This window comes from Sphingomonas endolithica (assembly GCF_025231525.1).
Lineage (GTDB): Bacteria > Pseudomonadota > Alphaproteobacteria > Sphingomonadales > Sphingomonadaceae > Sphingomonas > Sphingomonas endolithica.
Genome location: NZ_CP103057.1, coordinates 2972404 through 2988768, shown reverse-complemented (window position 1 = coordinate 2988768; position 16365 = coordinate 2972404). Strand labels below are relative to the sequence as shown.

The 16365-nt window shown below is 66.8% G+C and carries 15 protein-coding genes; 13 read left to right on the top strand and 2 right to left on the bottom strand.

The window, feature by feature from the left end:
• The first annotated feature begins 15 nt into the window (after positions 1–15).
• The 6 genes from NV382_RS14050 to NV382_RS14025 all read left to right on the top strand — a co-directional run bounded on the left by NV382_RS14050 (position 16) and on the right by NV382_RS14025 (position 5188).
• Positions 16–537 (top strand): flagella basal body P-ring formation protein FlgA, encoded by a 522-nt coding sequence (locus NV382_RS14050; protein ID WP_260597352.1) that lies wholly within the window; start codon positions 16–18, stop codon positions 535–537.
• A gap of 64 nt (positions 538–601) precedes the next feature.
• Positions 602–892, top strand: a complete 291-nt coding sequence (gene flgM, locus NV382_RS14045; protein WP_260597351.1) for a flagellar biosynthesis anti-sigma factor FlgM — start codon at positions 602–604, stop codon at positions 890–892.
• Positions 879–1205, top strand: coding sequence for a flagellar protein FlgN (locus tag NV382_RS14040; RefSeq protein WP_260597350.1), 327 nt, complete (start codon positions 879–881; stop codon positions 1203–1205). Before flgM ends, NV382_RS14040 begins: the two co-directional genes overlap by 14 nt.
• 267 nt (positions 1206–1472) lie before the next feature.
• The gene (locus NV382_RS14035; protein WP_260597349.1) at positions 1473–2357 is read left to right on the top strand and encodes a lytic transglycosylase domain-containing protein; all 885 of its coding nucleotides are present in this window, start codon (positions 1473–1475) and stop codon (positions 2355–2357) included.
• A 90-nt stretch (positions 2358–2447) separates the two neighbouring features.
• Complete coding sequence (gene flhA / locus NV382_RS14030; protein ID WP_260600421.1) at positions 2448–4442, top strand: flagellar biosynthesis protein FlhA; 1995 nt, start codon at positions 2448–2450, stop codon at positions 4440–4442.
• Positions 4439–5188, top strand: coding sequence for a sigma-70 family RNA polymerase sigma factor (locus tag NV382_RS14025; RefSeq protein WP_260597348.1), 750 nt, complete (start codon positions 4439–4441; stop codon positions 5186–5188). The genes flhA and NV382_RS14025 overlap by 4 nt, the downstream gene beginning before the upstream one ends.
• A gap of 216 nt (positions 5189–5404) precedes the next feature.
• On the opposite strand, the gene NV382_RS14020 is transcribed toward NV382_RS14025, so the two are convergent.
• Together NV382_RS14020 and NV382_RS14015 are read right to left on the bottom strand one after the other, a co-directional pair.
• Complete coding sequence (locus NV382_RS14020; protein WP_260597347.1) at positions 5405–7939, bottom strand: TonB-dependent receptor; 2535 nt, start codon at positions 7937–7939, stop codon at positions 5405–5407.
• A gap of 186 nt (positions 7940–8125) precedes the next feature.
• Complete coding sequence (locus NV382_RS14015) at positions 8126–9199, bottom strand: flagellin N-terminal helical domain-containing protein (protein ID WP_260597346.1); 1074 nt, start codon at positions 9197–9199, stop codon at positions 8126–8128.
• Between the two features lie 275 nt (positions 9200–9474).
• Between NV382_RS14015 and NV382_RS14010 the strand changes: the two genes are divergently transcribed.
• The 7 genes from NV382_RS14010 to NV382_RS13980 all read left to right on the top strand — a co-directional run bounded on the left by NV382_RS14010 (position 9475) and on the right by NV382_RS13980 (position 16349).
• A complete protein-coding gene (locus NV382_RS14010; protein ID WP_260597345.1) occupies positions 9475–10761 on the top strand; it encodes a sigma-54 interaction domain-containing protein in 1287 nt (428 codons plus the stop codon).
• Positions 10758–11114: a flagellar hook-basal body complex protein FliE gene (fliE, locus tag NV382_RS14005; RefSeq protein WP_260597344.1), complete on the top strand. Its 357-nt coding sequence runs from the start codon at positions 10758–10760 to the stop codon at positions 11112–11114. Before NV382_RS14010 ends, fliE begins: the two co-directional genes overlap by 4 nt.
• Position 11115: 1 nt before the next feature.
• Positions 11116–12750, top strand: a complete 1635-nt coding sequence (fliF, locus tag NV382_RS14000) for a flagellar basal-body MS-ring/collar protein FliF (RefSeq protein ID WP_260597343.1) — start codon at positions 11116–11118, stop codon at positions 12748–12750.
• A complete protein-coding gene (gene fliG / locus NV382_RS13995; protein WP_260597342.1) occupies positions 12747–13754 on the top strand; it encodes a flagellar motor switch protein FliG in 1008 nt (335 codons plus the stop codon). The genes fliF and fliG overlap by 4 nt, the downstream gene beginning before the upstream one ends.
• On the top strand, positions 13741–14478 hold the full coding sequence (locus NV382_RS13990; protein WP_260597341.1) for a FliH/SctL family protein: 738 nt from the start codon (positions 13741–13743) through the stop codon (positions 14476–14478). The genes fliG and NV382_RS13990 overlap by 14 nt, the downstream gene beginning before the upstream one ends.
• Before the next feature lie 130 nt (positions 14479–14608).
• Entirely contained in the window at positions 14609–15937 is a 1329-nt protein-coding gene (locus tag NV382_RS13985) for a FliI/YscN family ATPase (protein WP_260597340.1), read from the top strand.
• Positions 15930–16349 carry a hypothetical protein gene (locus NV382_RS13980; RefSeq protein ID WP_260597339.1) on the top strand — a complete coding sequence of 140 codons (420 nt, stop codon included), beginning with the start codon at positions 15930–15932 and terminating at the stop codon, positions 16347–16349. Before NV382_RS13985 ends, NV382_RS13980 begins: the two co-directional genes overlap by 8 nt.
• Positions 16350–16365: the final 16 nt, after the last annotated feature.

Here is a 16365-nt window from a genome sequence, read left to right as displayed (position 1 = left end):
CTTGGAGATACCATCATGTACCGCTTGCTCGTCCCGGCCTTGTTGTGCGCCGCGCCGGCCATGGCCGCACCGTTCCAGGATACGGTGGCTATCGACCGGGCGGTTGCCGCTTTCACCGGACAAGGGACCGCCATGGCGGGCGGCGCGCGCAGTGCTGTCGATGCCCGGCTGAAGCTGGCCGCTTGCCCGATGGTGTCGCTGGCATGGCGTTCCGACACGCACGATGCGGTGGTGGTGACGTGCACGGGCCCGGCATGGCGCATCTTCGTGCCCCTCCTGGTCGCGGCCAGTGCGCAAAAGCGCAGCGCGTCGGCGGCCGCGGCCGTCGCATCGCGCGCGGAACCGGTGATCAGGCGTGGCGACGCGGTGACGATCGAGGCGGGCACAGCGTCCTTCTCGATCACGCGCGAGGGCGTGGCGCTGGGCGATGCGGCACCGGGCGCGCGCTTCCTGGTCAAGGTCGAGGGCGCCAAGGCACCGGTGCAGGCCGTGGCGGTCGAGACCGGCCGGGCCACGCTGCCGGGCTGGAGCGAATAAATGTTAAAGCTTTGCGGCGCCCCGCCGTTATTCCTTCCGTGGCATGACCCGGAAAGGGGCGAACATGGTGGATCCTCTGGGCGCGAAGCCGATCAAGACGGAGCGCGGCGTAGCGCCGGTACCGCGCATCGTGCCGGCGGCAACGCGTGCGCAGGAACCCGCGCTGGACAGTGTGAGCCCATCGGCGATCGCCAGCACCGCGCGCAGCTTCGCCGCCACGCCGCCGATCGACCATGCGCGCGTCGCCCAGCTGCGCCAGGCGATTGCCGAGGGCAGCTTCACCATCCGGCCGGACAAGATCGCCGACAAGATGATCGCCGCGACCAAGGATTGGGTGCGCCATGACCCCGAATGAGGGGCGTCGCGAGGCGCTAATCGGTGTGATCGACGCGCTGCACCGCGAGATCGCCGCATTGAAAGCCAACGACATCGTCGCGCTGGACCGTGCGACGCAGGACAAGCTGGCCGGGATCGAAGCGGTCGCGGCGCTCGGCACGGCGCCGGTGGGGACGGACCTCCGCGAGTTGGCGGCTGAGGCCGACCGGCTGAACGAAACGTGCCGCATCTACGTGAACCTGATGGCGGCAAATGTTCGCCGCCGGCTGCAGGTTTTGACCGGCGATGCCGGGGCGCCGTACCGTCCTGCCGGGGTACGGGCTTACGCCTGACCGGAGCGAGGACCGTCATCCGGACTTGGTCCGCGGCTGTACGCCTGAGACATGAACCATCATGTTCTCCCGCGAAGGCGGGAGCCCAGGGTTCCAAACGCCGGTGCTCGTGGCCCTGGGCCCCCGCTTTCGCGGGGGAACTACACATGCATATTCGAGGGGCAAACCACCCAAGTCCGCGATGACGAGGTTTAGCATTGCCCATCGGCCAACTGGCACGCGCCTTGCTGATGTGACCTGCAACAAGGGTCAATCAGCCGGGGATCGATGAGCTTCAATCCGTTTGCCGTCAGCGCGAGTGCCAGGGGATCGTCCGTGCAATCGGCGATCGCCGAGGCGGCGCAGAAGACCGGCGTCGATTTCTCCTATCTGATGGGCCAGGCGCAGATCGAAAGCGGGATGCGCTGCGATGCCAAGGCCGGCACGTCGAGCGCTTCCGGGCTGTACCAGTTCATCGAGCAGAGCTGGCTGCGCGTGGTGAAGCAGCATGGCGCCGAACACGGCATGGGCTGGGCCGCCGACAGCATCGGCAGCAGCGGCGCCAAGATGACGGTGAGCGATCCCACCATGCGCCGCGCGATCCTGGGGCTGCGCAACGATCCGCAGGCCGCCTCGCTGATGGCGGCCGAACATGCATCCGACAACAAGGACGCGATCGAGGCGAGCCTGGGCCGGAATGCCACCGGCACCGATCTGTACATGGCGCACTTCCTGGGACTGGGCGGCGCGAAATCGTTTCTGGGGGCGATGCAGGCCAACCCCGATCGACCGGCGGCGGGCATGTTTCCAGCCGCCGCGCGCGCCAATCGCGCGGTGTTCTTCAATGCGAACGGCCAGGCGCGCTCGCTGGGCGAGGTCTATGGCCGCTTCGCCGCCAAGCTCGACAGGGGGGCCTGCGTAGCAACGGGGACGGCAAGCGGTCAGCTTAGCACGAGCCCGACCCTCATGGCATCCGCTGCGTTGGAGATGGACGGCGCGACGGTGATCCCCGGCACGGGCGAAGAAAAAGGTGCGCAGAGCGCCAGCGCCTGGGCGCGCGCGACGCTGGACCAGATCAATGGCCAGAAGGACGAACGGCGCGCGAGCGTGATGCGGCCGACGCCGGATACCGCGCGGCTGGCCTATATGATGCTCGCGAGCCTGGGGGCGTAACCGGTGGCTGTTGCTGTGAAACAGGGCCGCGTCCTGCCGCTGCTGCGCTCGTCCGCGCTGCCGCTCGCCACGTTGCTGCTCGTCGTGCTGATGGTCGTGCCGATCCCGACCGCGATCCTCGACGTGTTCTTCGTGATGAACATCGCGATCAGTTTGGCGGTGTTGATGGTCGCGCTCAACGCGCAGAAGCCGCTCGATTTCTCGGCCTTTCCGACGGTGTTGCTGTTTGCCACCCTGTTCCGCCTGGGCCTCAACGTCGCTTCGACGCGGGTCGTGCTGGGGCATGGGCATGAGGGCGAAGCGGCAGCGGGGCATGTGATCGAGGCGTTCGGCACGTTCGTGATCGGCGGTGACTATATCGTCGGCTTGTTCGTGTTCGCGATCCTGGTGATCATCAACATGATCGTGGTGACCAAGGGTGCGGGCCGCGTCTCGGAAGTCTCTGCGCGGTTCACGCTCGATGCGTTGCCTGGCAAGCAGATGGCGATCGATGCCGATCTCAATGCCGGGCTGATCACCCCGGACGAAGCCAAGGCGCGGCGGGTCGAAGTATCGACCGAGGCGGATTTCTACGGCTCGATGGATGGGTCTTCCAAGTTCGTGAAGGGCGATGCGGTCGCCGGCCTGCTGATCCTGTTCGCCAATATCGCCGGCGGGCTGATCCTGGGGCCGGTGAGCCACGGCATGTCGATCGGCGATGCCGCGCATACCTATGTGCTGCTGGCGATCGGCGACGCGTTGGTCGCGCAAATTCCCTCGCTGTTGCTGTCGATCGCCGCGGCGGCGATCGTTACCCGCGTTACCTCGAGCCAGGATCTCGCCGGGCAGATCGGCGGGCAGTTCGCCAGTGCACGGACCTGGACGCCGGTGGCGATCATCCTCGGGTTGCTGGGGCTGATGCCGGGCATGCCGCATTTGATCATCCTGCCCGCCGCGGCGATCACTGGTTTCGCCGCGTGGAAGCTGAACCAGCAGGCCAAGCGCCCCGCCCCGGTCGAGGTGGTCGCGGTCGAGCCGATCGACCAGTCGAAGATCGGCTGGGACGAAGTCAGCGACAACATGCAGGTCAATCTCGATATCGGTTACGGCCTGGTGCCGCTGGTAGACGAGCGGCGCGGATCGCCGTTGATGGCGCGGATCACGGGCGTGCGGCGGCAGCTGTCGAAGGAGCTGGGCTTCGTCGTGCCACAGGTGCGCGTGCGCGACGACATCAACATGGCGCCGTTCGCCTACCGCATCGTCGTCGGCGGCGTGACGCTGGGCGAGGACATCGTGTCGCCCGACGAGATGCTCGCGCTCGATACGGGCCAGGCGGTAGGCGGGTTGCTCGGCAAGACGGTGAAGGATCCGACCTTCGGGCTCGACGCGGTGTGGATCGCGGGCGGCGATGCCGATGCGGCGACCGGCGCGGGTTATCTCGTCGTCGATCCGGGCACGGTGGTGGCGACGCATCTCAACCACATGCTGGGTGCGCATGCGGCCGAGCTGGTCGGGCCGGACGAAGTGCAGAACTTGCTGGATGGGCTGAAGGAACGCGCGGGCAATCTAGTTGCGGCACTGTCGCCCGCGCCGTTGCCGCTGACCACGTTGACGCAGGTGTTGAAGGGGCTGCTTGCGGAAAACGTGCCACTCAAGGAGTTCCGCCGCATTGCGCAGGCGATCTCGGTCGCGGCGCAGAAGACGCTGGATGCGGAAGAAATCATCGAGCTGATCCGCCCCGATCTGGGTGGGCTGATCATCCAGAAGATGTGCGGCGTGCACGAGCCGTTGCGCGTGATGACACTGGAGGGGCAGCTCGAGGGATTGCTCGGGCAAGCGGTGCGCAGCGATCCTGCGCGCAGGCACACGATCGAGCCCGATCTCGGCCGACGTATCGTCGATGCGCTGCAGGCCGCCGCCAACCCGCTGATCGCCGAGGCCAAGCCGTTCGTCCTGGTCGTGCAACCGGCGATCCGCGTCGCCATCCGCAAGCTGGTACGCACGATCCTGCCCGACACGCCGGTGATGAGCTTCTTCGAAGTGCCGGAGGAAAAGGCCGTCGAAGTGGTCGCGGTAATCGGTGCGCCGCAGGCGTTGGCGGCATGAGCGCGCTCGCCCATCGCTCGGCCTTCGCGGTACGGGAGCCACTGGTCTATGGCCGCGCCGGACCGGCGCCCGACGTGAATGCCCTTGCCGCCACGCATCTGCCGCTGGTGCGGCGTATCGCCTGGCACGTGCATGGCAGCATGAGCAATGCGGTCGAGGTCGAGGATCTGATCCAGATCGGTCTCGTCGCGCTGATCGAGGCGGTCGATTCGTTCGAGGATCGCGGCCAGGTGACGTTCGAGCAATATCTCGCCACGCGCGTCCGCGGATCGATGATCGATGCGCTGCGCCGAAGCGCGACTATGACGCGCGGAGCGATGCAGCGACGCCGCGCTTACGCGGCTGCGGTAAAGGCGCTGACGAGCGAGACCGGTCGTGCGCCAGACGACCAGCAGGTGGCCGACAGGCTCGGTGTAACGCTGGAGAAATTGCGACTGGACTATGCAGCCGCAGCGCCGGTGCGGTTCGAACCGATCGACGAGGCCTATACCGACGACAAACCTTGGTTCGCCAGCGACACGCCGGATGCGTTCGCGCGACTGGCGGAAAGCGATCTGCGCGGGTGCCTGATCGAGGCGATCGCCGCGTTGCCGGAGCGGGAGGCGCAGGTGGTGCAATTATATTATGTCGAGGAATTGAACCTGGAGGAGATCGGGCTGGTGCTCGGCGTCGGCGCTGCGCGCGTGTGCCAGATCAAGGCGAGTGCACATGTGCGGTTGAAGAAGGCGCTGGCGCAGATGGTGTAGCGCAGGATGCCTTTGCTTGTACCCAGCCTCATCGCGATGGGCCCTCGCCCCCCAATACTACCGCGTCACCCCGGACTTGTTCCGGGGTCCACCATGCCGCGAGCTAGGCGCTCGAATTAATTGCGTTTCGGCAAGCCGCTTAGTGGACCCCGGAACAAGTCCGGGGTGACGGTGGTGGATCTGCTCCCCGCGAGCACCGCCTGCACAACCGTAGTGTCAGAAGAACAATTTTCGCACGCTCAGCCGGACCGTGCGGCCGAGCGGATCGAGATAGTCCGGCGCATAGGCGATCGGCGTGCCCCCATCGCCGTCGGTGACGCGCTGCCGCGTATTGGCGATGTTGTCGACCGACAGCGACACGCGCATGCCGCGCAGCCAGGGTGCCTTCTTCACCCATTCCAGCCGCTGGCCGAGATCGGCGAACAGCCGCAGGTTGACCGTCGCCAGTCCGCCGAACTTCAGCGATTCGGGCGCAGCGAGCGTGCCGCCATTCACCTCGGTCGAGCTCATCCAATTGCCCGACAGCCGCGCGCCGAGGCCGTTATCGCTATAGCCCGCCTGCACCTCGATCTCGTGGCGCGATTGACCGCCCCCGCCGCCGAGCGTGTCGCCCTTGAGCAGGTCAAGCTTGGGTCCGCCATCGGCGACCGTCACCCGATCGGTGAGATGCCAGGTGTGATACAGTGCGAAGTTGAGCCGGCCACCGCCGCCGCCTCGCCCGCCACCACCAAAGCCGCCCCCGCCGCCACGACCGCCACCGAAGCCGCCGCGCCGGCCTTCGCCAGGTGGACGGTCACCGCCCGCCGGCCGCGCACCGTCCCCCCCGCCGGCGGGCCTTTCGCCGGTTGCGCCATCGCCGCCGCGGCGACCACCGGGACGCTCAAGGCCGGCGAACGGATTGGGGCCGGTGCCGGCGCGGAACGCTTCCAGTTCCTTTTGCACCTTCGATTTGAGCGGCTGCGAGAAATTGACGCCCCAGCGTAGCTGCGAGCGGCTGCTTTCGGCGAAGTTGATCGGGCGGGCATCGATCTGGAGCAGCTGCCCGGCGGGGAACTCTGCTGTCGGAGTACCGCGCAGGAAACGCTGAGGGAAGGCCGCCTCGATCGCCGCCGTAGGACCGGGAAAGGAGGCGATCGGATCGTCGATGCGCGTCGATGTGTAATTGGCCGTGAAGGTGATGTCCTTCTCACTCCACGGCTTCAGCGTACCGCTGAAGCTCTTCACGTGGCGCGTGTTGGCATCGATCAGCGGATTGCCACCGCTGATCCGCGTGACGAGCGCGTTCTGGCCGGTGACGAAATCGAACACGCGGACATTTGGCGTCTCGATCACCGGATTGCCGATCTGCTGCGCCGTCGGCGCCTGTTCCTCGTCGGTGAAGGACGCGAGCAGACGTAGCGCGGGGATTGGCGTCCAGTTGAGGCCGTAGCCGAGAGTCGTCAGCGTACCGAAGTCCGACAGTTGGTCGAGGCCGAGATTGAAATTGGCCGACAGCGTGCCGATCGCACCCAGCACGTCCTTCGAACGGCTGGTCAGTGGCACATCCACGTTGAGCTGCCCGTTGACGATGTCGCGCGAGACCTGACCGCGTTGTACTGCGCCGAAGCGGTCCGCGCGGCTGCCGAAGTCGCTGGTCGATGCGCCGACGCGCACGCTGGTGGCGACCGCGCCGGCCGGCAGATCGAACACGCTGCCGGCGAACAGCAGGTCGATATTGCCGGTGCTCGACGTCGAGCGCCCGCGGTTGGCGAAGATGCCGGGCGTCGCGGTGCCGCCTTCCTGCTCGTTGACGCTTTTCGACTCGACACGGTCGTAATTGCCAGTGAGCGACCAGCGCCAGCGCCCGGCATCGCCGTTGAAGGTCGTGCCGAGATGGCTGGTCCAGGCCGAGTTGCGCTGTTCGAGCGCGGTCAGGTCGACCGCGCCCAACGTGACGGTCGGCAAGCCGTTGAGCCCCAGGCCATTGCTGTGCTCGACACTGCCATTCACCGTCGCAGCGACGTTGCCGAACACGTTGCGCGCATACACCGCATTGGCGGAAAAGGTCTCGGCTTCGCCCAGCAAGGTGCGAAACGCGCGCTGGTCGCTCGTACTGGCGCCACTGCCGGTGCCGGTGCCGAAGGGGATATTGCGCTCATTTTCGGTCAGCGCCGAGCTGCGCTGATACTCGCCGTGCAGCGTCAGCCGCGTGGCGGCCTGGATGTTGAGCAGGTCGAGCTTGCCCTCGGGGGTATCGCGGCCGCCTTCGGTCGCCAGCCGGGCTGCCGCCTCCACTGCGATCGAGCGGAAGCGGCGACGCAGCACGAAATTGACCACTTTCTGATCGGCGCGATAGCCGAATTTCAGCGCGACTTCCTCGGGCAAGATGTCGACGCGCAGGATTGCCTCGGTCGGGATGTCGCGAATCTCGCCGAAGCCCGATATGCGCCGCCCGTTGAGCAGCACGACCGGCTGGCCACCGCGTCCGCTGGTCGTCTGGGGGGCGAGCTCGCTCAACAGGTCGCCGATCGAGCTGACGCCGTAGGAACGGATGTCGGCGGGGCTCAGCGTCTGCTCCGGCGGAATGTCGCCAGCCACCGATCCCGGCGGACGCTGGCCCTGCACGACGATGTCCTCGCCCTCGCCTTCCTCGCCTGCCGGCGCATCGGATGCCTGGGGCGCGGGCGGCGCGGGAGCGATCGGCGCCTGCTGGGCTGCGGCCATTGCCGGCGTGCCGAGCAGCGCGATGAGGACGAGAGAGGAACGGCGCATGCTGGTCTCCGAAAACGATCGATCATGCGCTACGGCGTAAATGTCGCAGAATTGTGCCGTGTCTGCCCGGCCCATGCAAAAACCCCGGCGGCCTGTCGGCCACCGGGGTCCTGATCGCCCTTCCCGGAGGAAGAGCCCGGTCGGCCACCGGCACCCATGGGGGGGCGGTGCCGGCGGCGCCGATCCTTAACGCAGCAGCGAGAGCACGCCCTGCTGGCTCTGGTTCGCCTGGCTGAGCATCGCGGTGGATGCCTGGGCCAGGATCTGCGCCTTGGCGAGGCTGGTCGTTTCCGCAGAAAAGTCAGCGTCTTCGATGCGACTGCGCGCATCGGTGAGGTTCGTCACGTTTGAGGTCAGCGTGTTGACGGTGGACTGCAGGCGGCTTTGTGCGGCACCCAAGCCGGCACGGACCGTGTTGACGTTCTGCAGCATGGTATCCACCTCGTCGAGCGTGTTGTTGGCGGCTGCCGACGTGCCAACCGAGAACTTGCTAGCCAGGCCAACATTCTTCGAGAAATCGGTTCCCGTGGTGCTCGCGGTGAACTGCTTATCGCCAGCCTTCAGCGTCTTTTCGGCACCGATATCCTCTTCCTTGATGACGGCGCCACCGAGCGTCGCACCCGCAGCATAGTCGGCGCTAGTGACGGTGACCTTGGTGCCGATCTTTGCCGCGTCGGTCGTCGCGTCGAGCGCAGTGCCCAAGCTACCCTTCGCCGTCGTAGCGAAGTTGGTGGCTAGATTGGCGATGTTGATGTCGACAGTCTGGTTGGCGTTAGAGCCGACTTGGATCGTCGTCTTGGTGCCACCGCCGGCTACGCCAAACGCCTTGGTCGTGTCTGCCGCAGCGGTGTCGAACATCCGAACGCCGTTATATTCGCTCTCCAGCGTCTTGCCGATCTGCGCCGTCAACTGCGTCACTTCAGCCTGCAGGTTCGAACGGTCTTCAGCGCCATAGGTCCCGGAAGCCGACTGCACGCCGAGTTCGCGGATACGCTGCAGCATGTTGGTAACTTCGGTAAGCGAGCCTTCTGCCGTCTGGGCCAGGCTGATGCCATCATTGGCATTTCGCACAGCCTGGTTCATGCCGCGGATCTGCGACGTCATGGACGAGACGATGGCGAGGCCGGCCGCGTCGTCCTTCGACGAGTTGATGCGCTTGCCGGTCGACAGGCGCTCCATCGAGGTCTGCAGCGCCTGATTGGCCGAGGTCGACGCGTTGGCAGCGCGCATCGACGCGATGTTGGTTCCGATAACAGTCATGTCAAATCTCCGTAAGTGACCTGACGATCGCGCCGCCCCCTAGCGGATGGCCGAGCCGTCAGCAGGGATAACGACCGCAACGCGGATACCTTAAGCACATTTGTTCACGAGGCCGACGTTTCGGGCCCACTGGCCAGCAGCGCTCGTAATCTCAACAGAACTGCATGATGCGCGGGCGGCAGCAGGGCGGAAATATCTTGCCGGACGGCAGCGTACTTAACCGCTTATTTACCAACCGCGCGGCATTCACGCTCCATTCTCGGGGGGAAAGTTACATGCGCTCAATCGTGCCGTCTGCTGCCGTCGTGCGGCAGAAGTTCGCGCTGGTATCCAGCCTGCGCGCGCAGGGTTTCGCCATTCGCTCGTTTGAGGACGGCAAGCCGCGGGCAGGTGACCTGTTCCTGATCGCGGACGGCGAGACACCCCCCGCCCCGGCACGCACCGTAATCATCGGGGATGATGGCAGCTATGTCGCGCCGTCGCGCGATGGCAGCCCGGCCCGGATCGCCTTTACCCCCGACCAGGCGGCACTCGGCAATGGCTTCGTCCGCGCACTGATCGCAGGTGCCGACACGCCGACCGCCGCCGACCCCGAAAGCCTGGCGCTGTATGCGTTGGCCGAGCGCGTTGCCGCGGCCGACATCACCGTGCTGATCAACGGCCCGACCGGAACCGGCAAGGAAGTGCTCGCGCGGCACATCCACTTGTCCTCGGATCGCCGCGACGGCCCGTTCATCGCGATCAACTGCGCGGCACTGCCCGAGACGATGCTCGAGGCGCTGCTGTTCGGACACCAAAAGGGCGCGTTTACCGGCGCATCGGCGGGTGGCGAGGGCTTCTTCCGCGCGGCCAATGGCGGCACGCTGCTGCTCGACGAGATTGCCGAGTTGCCGTTGCAATTGCAGGCCAAGCTGCTGCGCGCGTTGCAGGAGCGCGAAGTGGTGCCGATCGGCGCCTCGACGCCGGAGAAGATCGACGTTCGTGTCGTCGCCTGCGCCAACCGCGACCTGCAGGCCGAAGTGGCCGAGGGCCGCTTCCGCGCCGATCTCTATTACCGCCTGTCGGTCTTTCCGCTCAGCACCAAGCCGCTGAACGAGCGCCGCCAGGACATTCCCGCGCTCGCCGCGACGATGATCCTGCGCCACGCCGGCAATCGTGCGGTGGTACCGTGGCCGAATGCGGCGGCGGTGGCGGCGCTGGTCGATCACGATTGGCCGGGCAATGTGCGCGAACTGGAAAACGTGATCCAGCGCGCCTTGCTGTTCTGCGGTGGCGACACGATCGGGATCGAGCATATCCTGTTCGACCGCCCCAGCGCATCGACTCACCTGCCGGCGGCGAATGATCAGCCGGCGGCAAGCCCGGCGACCCTCGGCAACATCGTGCAGATGCATGAATTCCAGGCGATCCGCGAGACACTGGCGGCGTGCGGCGGAAGCCGGATCGAGACCGCCCGGCGGCTCGGCATTTCCGAACGGACGTTGCGCTACCGGCTCGCCAAGGCGCGCGAGCAGGGTGACGAATTGAGCCGTACCGGCCAGAACCAGGCGGCTTGGGCATGAGCATCAATGGTGTCGGCGGTGCCGGCGGGATCGATCGGGTGATGGCGCTGCGCGCGCAGATCCTGGAACGCAACCAGGCGCTGAGCCGGGCGAACGCCGCGGCCGGTATGCCGGCCACGACCGAGACGAAGCCGGCAAGCTTCGCCGCGACGATGGACGATGCGCTGCGATCGGTGAACCAGGGCCAGCAACAGGCCGGCGACCTTTCTGCGCAGTACGAGCGCGGCGAGACGATCGACATCGCCAAGGTGATGCTCGCCCGCCAGCAGGCCAGCGTCGGCTTCGAAGCGACGCTGCAGGTCCGCAACAAACTCCTGTCCGCCTACAAGGACATCATGAGCATGCCGGTATAATATGAGTAACGCACTCATTCCGTCGGGCATGCCCGAACGCTTCGCCAATCCGCTGCAGCAGGTCACCGGCCTGCTCGCGCAACCCGCGGTGCGCCGCAGCCTGCCGATGATCCTGCTGGTCGGGCTGATCGCCGCGGCGGCGCTCGCCTGGATGACGTTCAGCGCCGCGCCGCAAAAGGTGCTGTTCGCCAGCCTTGCCGATGCCGACAAGGCATCGGTCACGCAGGCGCTGGAACAGGGCAATATCCCGTCCAAGATCGACGACGCAGGGGCGCTGACCGTCGACGAAGACGATTATGCGCGCGCGAAGATGCTGCTGGCGGGCCAAGGCTTGCCCAAGGCGACGCCGGGCGGCTATGCGATCCTCGACCAATTGCCGATGGGCGTCAGCCGCGCGGTGGAAGGCGAGCGGTTGCGCCAGGCGCGCGAGACCGAGATTGCGCGATCGATCCAGGAGATCGACGCGGTGGCCGAGGCGCGCGTGCATCTCGCCACGCCCGAAGCATCGGTGTTCATCCGTGACAATGCCGCACCATCGGCATCGGTGATCCTGAAGCTGCAGCCCGGGCGCAGCCTGAGCGATGCGCAGGTCAGCTCGATCGTCAATCTGGTCGCCTCATCCGTGCCCGGCCTGAAATCCGACGCGGTGACGATCGTCGATCAGATGGGCGGGTTGCTGACCAAGGCAGCGGGCGAAAGTGCCAGTGGCGCGGCGGGCGACGAGCGCATCGCGTTCCAGCGCCGGGTGGAGGACAAATATCGCGCGCAGGTGGTGCAATTGCTCACGCCGCTGGTCGGCTCGGGCAATTTCTCGACCGAGGTGCAGGCCGATGTCGATCTCGATGAGACCCAGGCAACACGCGAATCCTACGACAAGCAGGGGGCATTGCGGGCCGAGCAGGGCAATTGGACCGGCAATCAGGCGGATGCGGCGACGCCCGGCGGTATCCCCGGCGCGCTGAGCAACACGCCCCCGCCCGCCTCGACCGTCACTGCACCCACGCCCGCGGTGCCCGGCGCTACGGCCGCCGCCGGCACAGCAACGGCGCCCAACGTCAAGCAGAGCGACCAGTTCGCCCGCGCCTATGACCTGGGCAAGGAAGTGTCGGTCACGCGCGCGGCGCCCGGCGGCGTCAAGCGGCTGTCGGTCGCGGTGCTGCTGCGCGATATCGAAACGGCCAAGCCGCGCAGCCAGGTAGAGATCCAGCAGATCACGCAATTGGTGCAGACCGCAGTCGGCTTCAATCAGGGGCGCGGCGACCAGGTAACGGTGATCAGCCGCAAGTTCGCCGGCGCGGCGCAGCTGGATGGCGGACAGCCTTGGTATGACAATGCGTGGTTGCCGATCATCGCACGCAACGTGACGGCCATCGTCATCGCGCTGCTGGTGCTGCTACTGGGCGTGCGCCCGCTGGCCAAGGCGCTGATGAAGAAGCGCGAGGATGCCGGCGCACGACCGGCGCTGGGGCGTGACATGGGCGCTGCTGCCGGCAGCGATCCGACGCCGCCCGCGGTCAGCATCGACCAGATCGACAGCGCACAGAATTACGATGACCGGATCGGCATGGTCCGGGGCTTCACGCGGGACAATCCGGCCCGGGCTGCGCTTGCCGTACGCGACATGATCAAGTCATGACCACGTTGCCCAAGATATATACCGGCGTGGAACGCGCCGCGGTGTTGATGATGCTGGTCAGCGAGGAAGAGGCCGCCGCCATCCTGCAAAAGCTAGACCCGGAAGAGGTCCGCCTGCTGGGCAAGGCGATGTTCGCCGTCGCCGATGTCAGCGAGCAGGAAGTCGAGCATGTGCTGGACGATTTCGTCGACCGGGCGCGCGAACGCACCGGCATCAGTTTCGACCCGCGCCCGCAGATCGAGGCGGTGATGCACCGTGCGCTGGGCCAGGACAAAGCCGCGAGCGTGTTGTCGCGGATCGTGCCGAGCGAGGATGCCTGCCAGATCGACCTGCTCGATTGGCTCGACGCGCCCGAGATTGCGAGCATGATCGAGAAGGAACATCCGCAGATCGCCGCGGTGCTGATCGCCAACCTCGATCCCGCGGTGGCGGCGCAGGTGCTGGAATTGCTACCCGATGGCGTGCAGCCCGATATCCTGCACCGCATCGCCAAGTTGGGGCCGGTCACCCCCGAGGCGATGGAGACGCTGAGCGTCATGCTGGCCGATCGCAGCGGCCGATCGCAGGCGTCGGCCGGCGTCACGATGGGCGGCACGCGCGACGCGGCAAAGATCCTGTCGAGCGGCCGCAAGGCGACCGAGCAGCGCGTGATGCCCAAATTGTTCAAGATCGACCGCGAGGTCGCCAGAGCGATCGAAGAGGCGATGTTCGTGTTCGACAATCTGCTCGACCTGGACGACAAGAATCTGGGAGCGCTGATCCGCAATATCGACAGCGACACGCTCACGCGAGCGCTGAAGGGCGTCGACGAGAGCGTACGCGAGCGCTTCCTTGGCTGCATGTCGAGCCGTGCCGCAGACGGCATTCGCGACGAGATGGAAGAGCGCGGGCCGATGCGGCTTTCCGAAGTGTTGGAAGCGCAAAAGGCGATCATCCAGATTGCGCGCAACCTGGCCAAGGATGGCACGATCCAGATGGGCGGGGGCGACGATGACTATGTCTGATCCGGCGTCCGGTTTCATGGCCGGTTTCGCCGCGCGCCATGATGCGGCGGCGCAAGTGTTGCACCAGGCGTTCGATCGGCCGAGTGTAGGTTTTGCCGCCCATGACCTGCGCGACCGGGCAGCGCGAAGCGGACCGGTGGGGTTCGCGCCGCAAGCGGCCGGCCCCAAGCATTTCTCCCCGGCTAATGCCGCCAGCAATCCGACGGAAGGCTGGGACCCGTTCGACGCGACGGTGCCGTGCGCTGATCCGACGGCCACGGCGCATGCCGCGGGCTATGCCGAGGGTATCGCCGCGGCGTTGGCGGAGGCCGGGGCGACCGGCGAGCGCGATCGTGCGCTACTCGCCAAATTGGGTGAGGCATTGCGCGCGACCGAGCGCTTCGACCGCGAGAAGATGGCACGGCAATTGCGCCAGACGGTGTTGTTCCTGGTAACCAAGCTGGTCGGCGAGATCGGCATCTCCGCCGACATCTTGGCACGGCGGATCGAGTCGGCCGCCGAGATGCTGTCGGACGGCGCGGAATCGGCATTGCTGCGCGTCCATCCCGACGACGTGGCGCTGCTCGACGGGCGATTGCCCGACAGCGTGTTTTCGGTGGGCGATGCGGGGATCGCGCGGGGCAGCTTCGTGCTGGAAGCGGCATCGACGATCGTCGAGGATGGGCCGGCGCTGTGGCTGGAACAATTGGCGCAGGTGATCGACCGAGTGGCAGTGCCCGCGTGAGCGCCAAAACGTTCCCCGGCGAAGGCCGGGGCTCAGTAGCGCAGGTCGAAGTTACGTGGCGCAGCGCACGATCATGCACGTCCCGCGACTGGACCCCGGCCTTCGCCGGGGAACGAGGCGGGGCGAGATCATGCTGAACCGCTTTACCGAAGACTATCTCGGCTCGCTCGCAGCATCGGATTTCGCGCCGAAGCCCCGGGTCTCCGGCCGCCTGGCGTCGTTCGACGGCCTGTTGATGGAAGCGATCGGGCTGCAGGTGCCGGTCGGCACGGTGTGCCAGGTCGGCAGTCCGGATGCGGGCGTCGAGGCGGAGGTGATCGGCTTTCGCAATGGTCGCACGCTGCTGATGAACCTCGGCGGCCCCGCGGCGCTGCTGCCGCAGGCGCCGGTGCGGCCGTTGGGGCCGCCGGGCGAGGCGGAGGTGGGCTCGGCGATGCTCGGCCGCGTGGTCGACGGCGCCGGCAAGCCGATCGACGGGCTGGGGCCGATCCGTGGCGCCGGGCACTGGCCGATCGCGGGGAAACTGCAATCGCCGCTCGATCGCGGCCGCGTGCTGCAGCCGATGGATGTCGGCGTGCGCGCGATCAATGGGCTGCTTACGATCGGACAGGGGCAGCGCATCGGGATCATGGCAGGATCGGGCGTCGGCAAATCGGTGCTGCTCGGCATGATCGTGTGCGCGGCGGAAGCCGATGTGATCGTCATCGGGCTGATCGGCGAGCGCAGCCGCGAAGTGGCCGATTTCCTCGAGACCAAGGTCGCCGGGGCGGCACGTGCGCGCTCGGTGGTCGTCGCGGTGCCGGCCAACCATTCGCCCGTGCTGCGCATCCGCGGCGCGCTGCGTACGCATGCCATTGCCGAGGCGTTTCGCGCCGAGGGCAAGAAGGTGTTGCTGATCATGGACTCGCTGACTCGCGTCGCGCATGCCGGACGCGAGATCGGGCTGGCCTTGGGCGAACCGGCATCCGCGCGCGGCTATCCGCCAAGCGCGATCGCGATGCTGCCCAATCTGATCGAGCGCGCCGGCACCGACGTGGCGAGCGGCGGATCGATCACCGCGATCTACACCGTGCTGGCGGATGGCGACGACGGCAACGATCCGGTGGTGGATTCGGCGCGCTCGATCCTCGACGGGCATATCGTGCTCAGCCGGCAACTGGCCGAGCGCGGCGTGTATCCGGCGATCGATCTCGGGCCCTCGGTCAGTCGCGTGATGACCGACATTGCCGGGCGACCGCACATCCTGGCCGCACGCATACTGCGCCGGCATCTCGCGACCTATGAGGAGAATCGCGATCTGATGCTGATGGGCGCCTATCGCTCGGGTGCCGACCCGGCCATCGATGCGTCGATCGCCTGCCATCCGGCGGTAATGGATTATATCCGCCAGGATCCGGACGAGATCGTTTCGCTCGACGGTGCGGTCGCCGAATTGATCGGCGTGTTCGGCGATGCCTGATGCCAAGAAGCTCGACCGCATCCTGAAGGTGCGGACGCTGCAACTGGGGCTTGTGCGGGCCGAGGAAGCGCGTGCCAACGAGCGGTTCGTCGGCGAAGTGACCTTGCGCAATCGTATCGCCGCCTTGGCCGCCGATATCGCACCCGCGCCGAGCATCGGCCCGGGCTTCTCGCTGGTGGCGGCAGCGCATTTCCGCGACCGGCTGCAGCAGTCCGCCGAGGCGGCCAACGGTCGCCTGCGGGCAGCCGAGCAGCTCGCGCAGCAGGCGGCAGAGAAGACGCGGGAGGCCAAGCGCGACCAGAGTGCGATCGAGAAGCTGCTCGACCGCGCGATGGCCGAGCAGGCGGTGAAAGAGATCCGCGCGCTTGAGGCTGCCCCACCATCGCGCAAGATCCGGCACGATCCTTGCTGAACTCCGCGCAGGCGCT

Excerpts from the sequence above, each read along its gene's own strand:
- NV382_RS14050 (WP_260597352.1), top strand. The coding sequence starts at position 16 with ATGTACCGCTTGCTCGTCCCGGCCTTGTTGTGCGCCGCGCCGGCCATG.
- flgM (WP_260597351.1), top strand. The coding sequence starts at position 602 with ATGGTGGATCCTCTGGGCGCGAAGCCGATCAAGACGGAGCGCGGCGTA.
- NV382_RS14040 (WP_260597350.1), top strand. The coding sequence starts at position 879 with ATGACCCCGAATGAGGGGCGTCGCGAGGCGCTAATCGGTGTGATCGAC.
- NV382_RS14035 (WP_260597349.1), top strand. The coding sequence starts at position 1,473 with ATGAGCTTCAATCCGTTTGCCGTCAGCGCGAGTGCCAGGGGATCGTCC.
- flhA (WP_260600421.1), top strand. The coding sequence starts at position 2,448 with ATGGTCGTGCCGATCCCGACCGCGATCCTCGACGTGTTCTTCGTGATG.
- NV382_RS14025 (WP_260597348.1), top strand. The coding sequence starts at position 4,439 with ATGAGCGCGCTCGCCCATCGCTCGGCCTTCGCGGTACGGGAGCCACTG.
- NV382_RS14020 (WP_260597347.1), bottom strand. The coding sequence starts at position 7,939 with ATGCGCCGTTCCTCTCTCGTCCTCATCGCGCTGCTCGGCACGCCGGCA.
- NV382_RS14015 (WP_260597346.1), bottom strand. The coding sequence starts at position 9,199 with ATGACTGTTATCGGAACCAACATCGCGTCGATGCGCGCTGCCAACGCG.
- NV382_RS14010 (WP_260597345.1), top strand. The coding sequence starts at position 9,475 with ATGCGCTCAATCGTGCCGTCTGCTGCCGTCGTGCGGCAGAAGTTCGCG.
- fliE (WP_260597344.1), top strand. The coding sequence starts at position 10,758 with ATGAGCATCAATGGTGTCGGCGGTGCCGGCGGGATCGATCGGGTGATG.
- fliF (WP_260597343.1), top strand. The coding sequence starts at position 11,116 with ATGAGTAACGCACTCATTCCGTCGGGCATGCCCGAACGCTTCGCCAAT.
- fliG (WP_260597342.1), top strand. The coding sequence starts at position 12,747 with ATGACCACGTTGCCCAAGATATATACCGGCGTGGAACGCGCCGCGGTG.
- NV382_RS13990 (WP_260597341.1), top strand. The coding sequence starts at position 13,741 with ATGACTATGTCTGATCCGGCGTCCGGTTTCATGGCCGGTTTCGCCGCG.
- NV382_RS13985 (WP_260597340.1), top strand. The coding sequence starts at position 14,609 with ATGCTGAACCGCTTTACCGAAGACTATCTCGGCTCGCTCGCAGCATCG.
- NV382_RS13980 (WP_260597339.1), top strand. The coding sequence starts at position 15,930 with ATGCCTGATGCCAAGAAGCTCGACCGCATCCTGAAGGTGCGGACGCTG.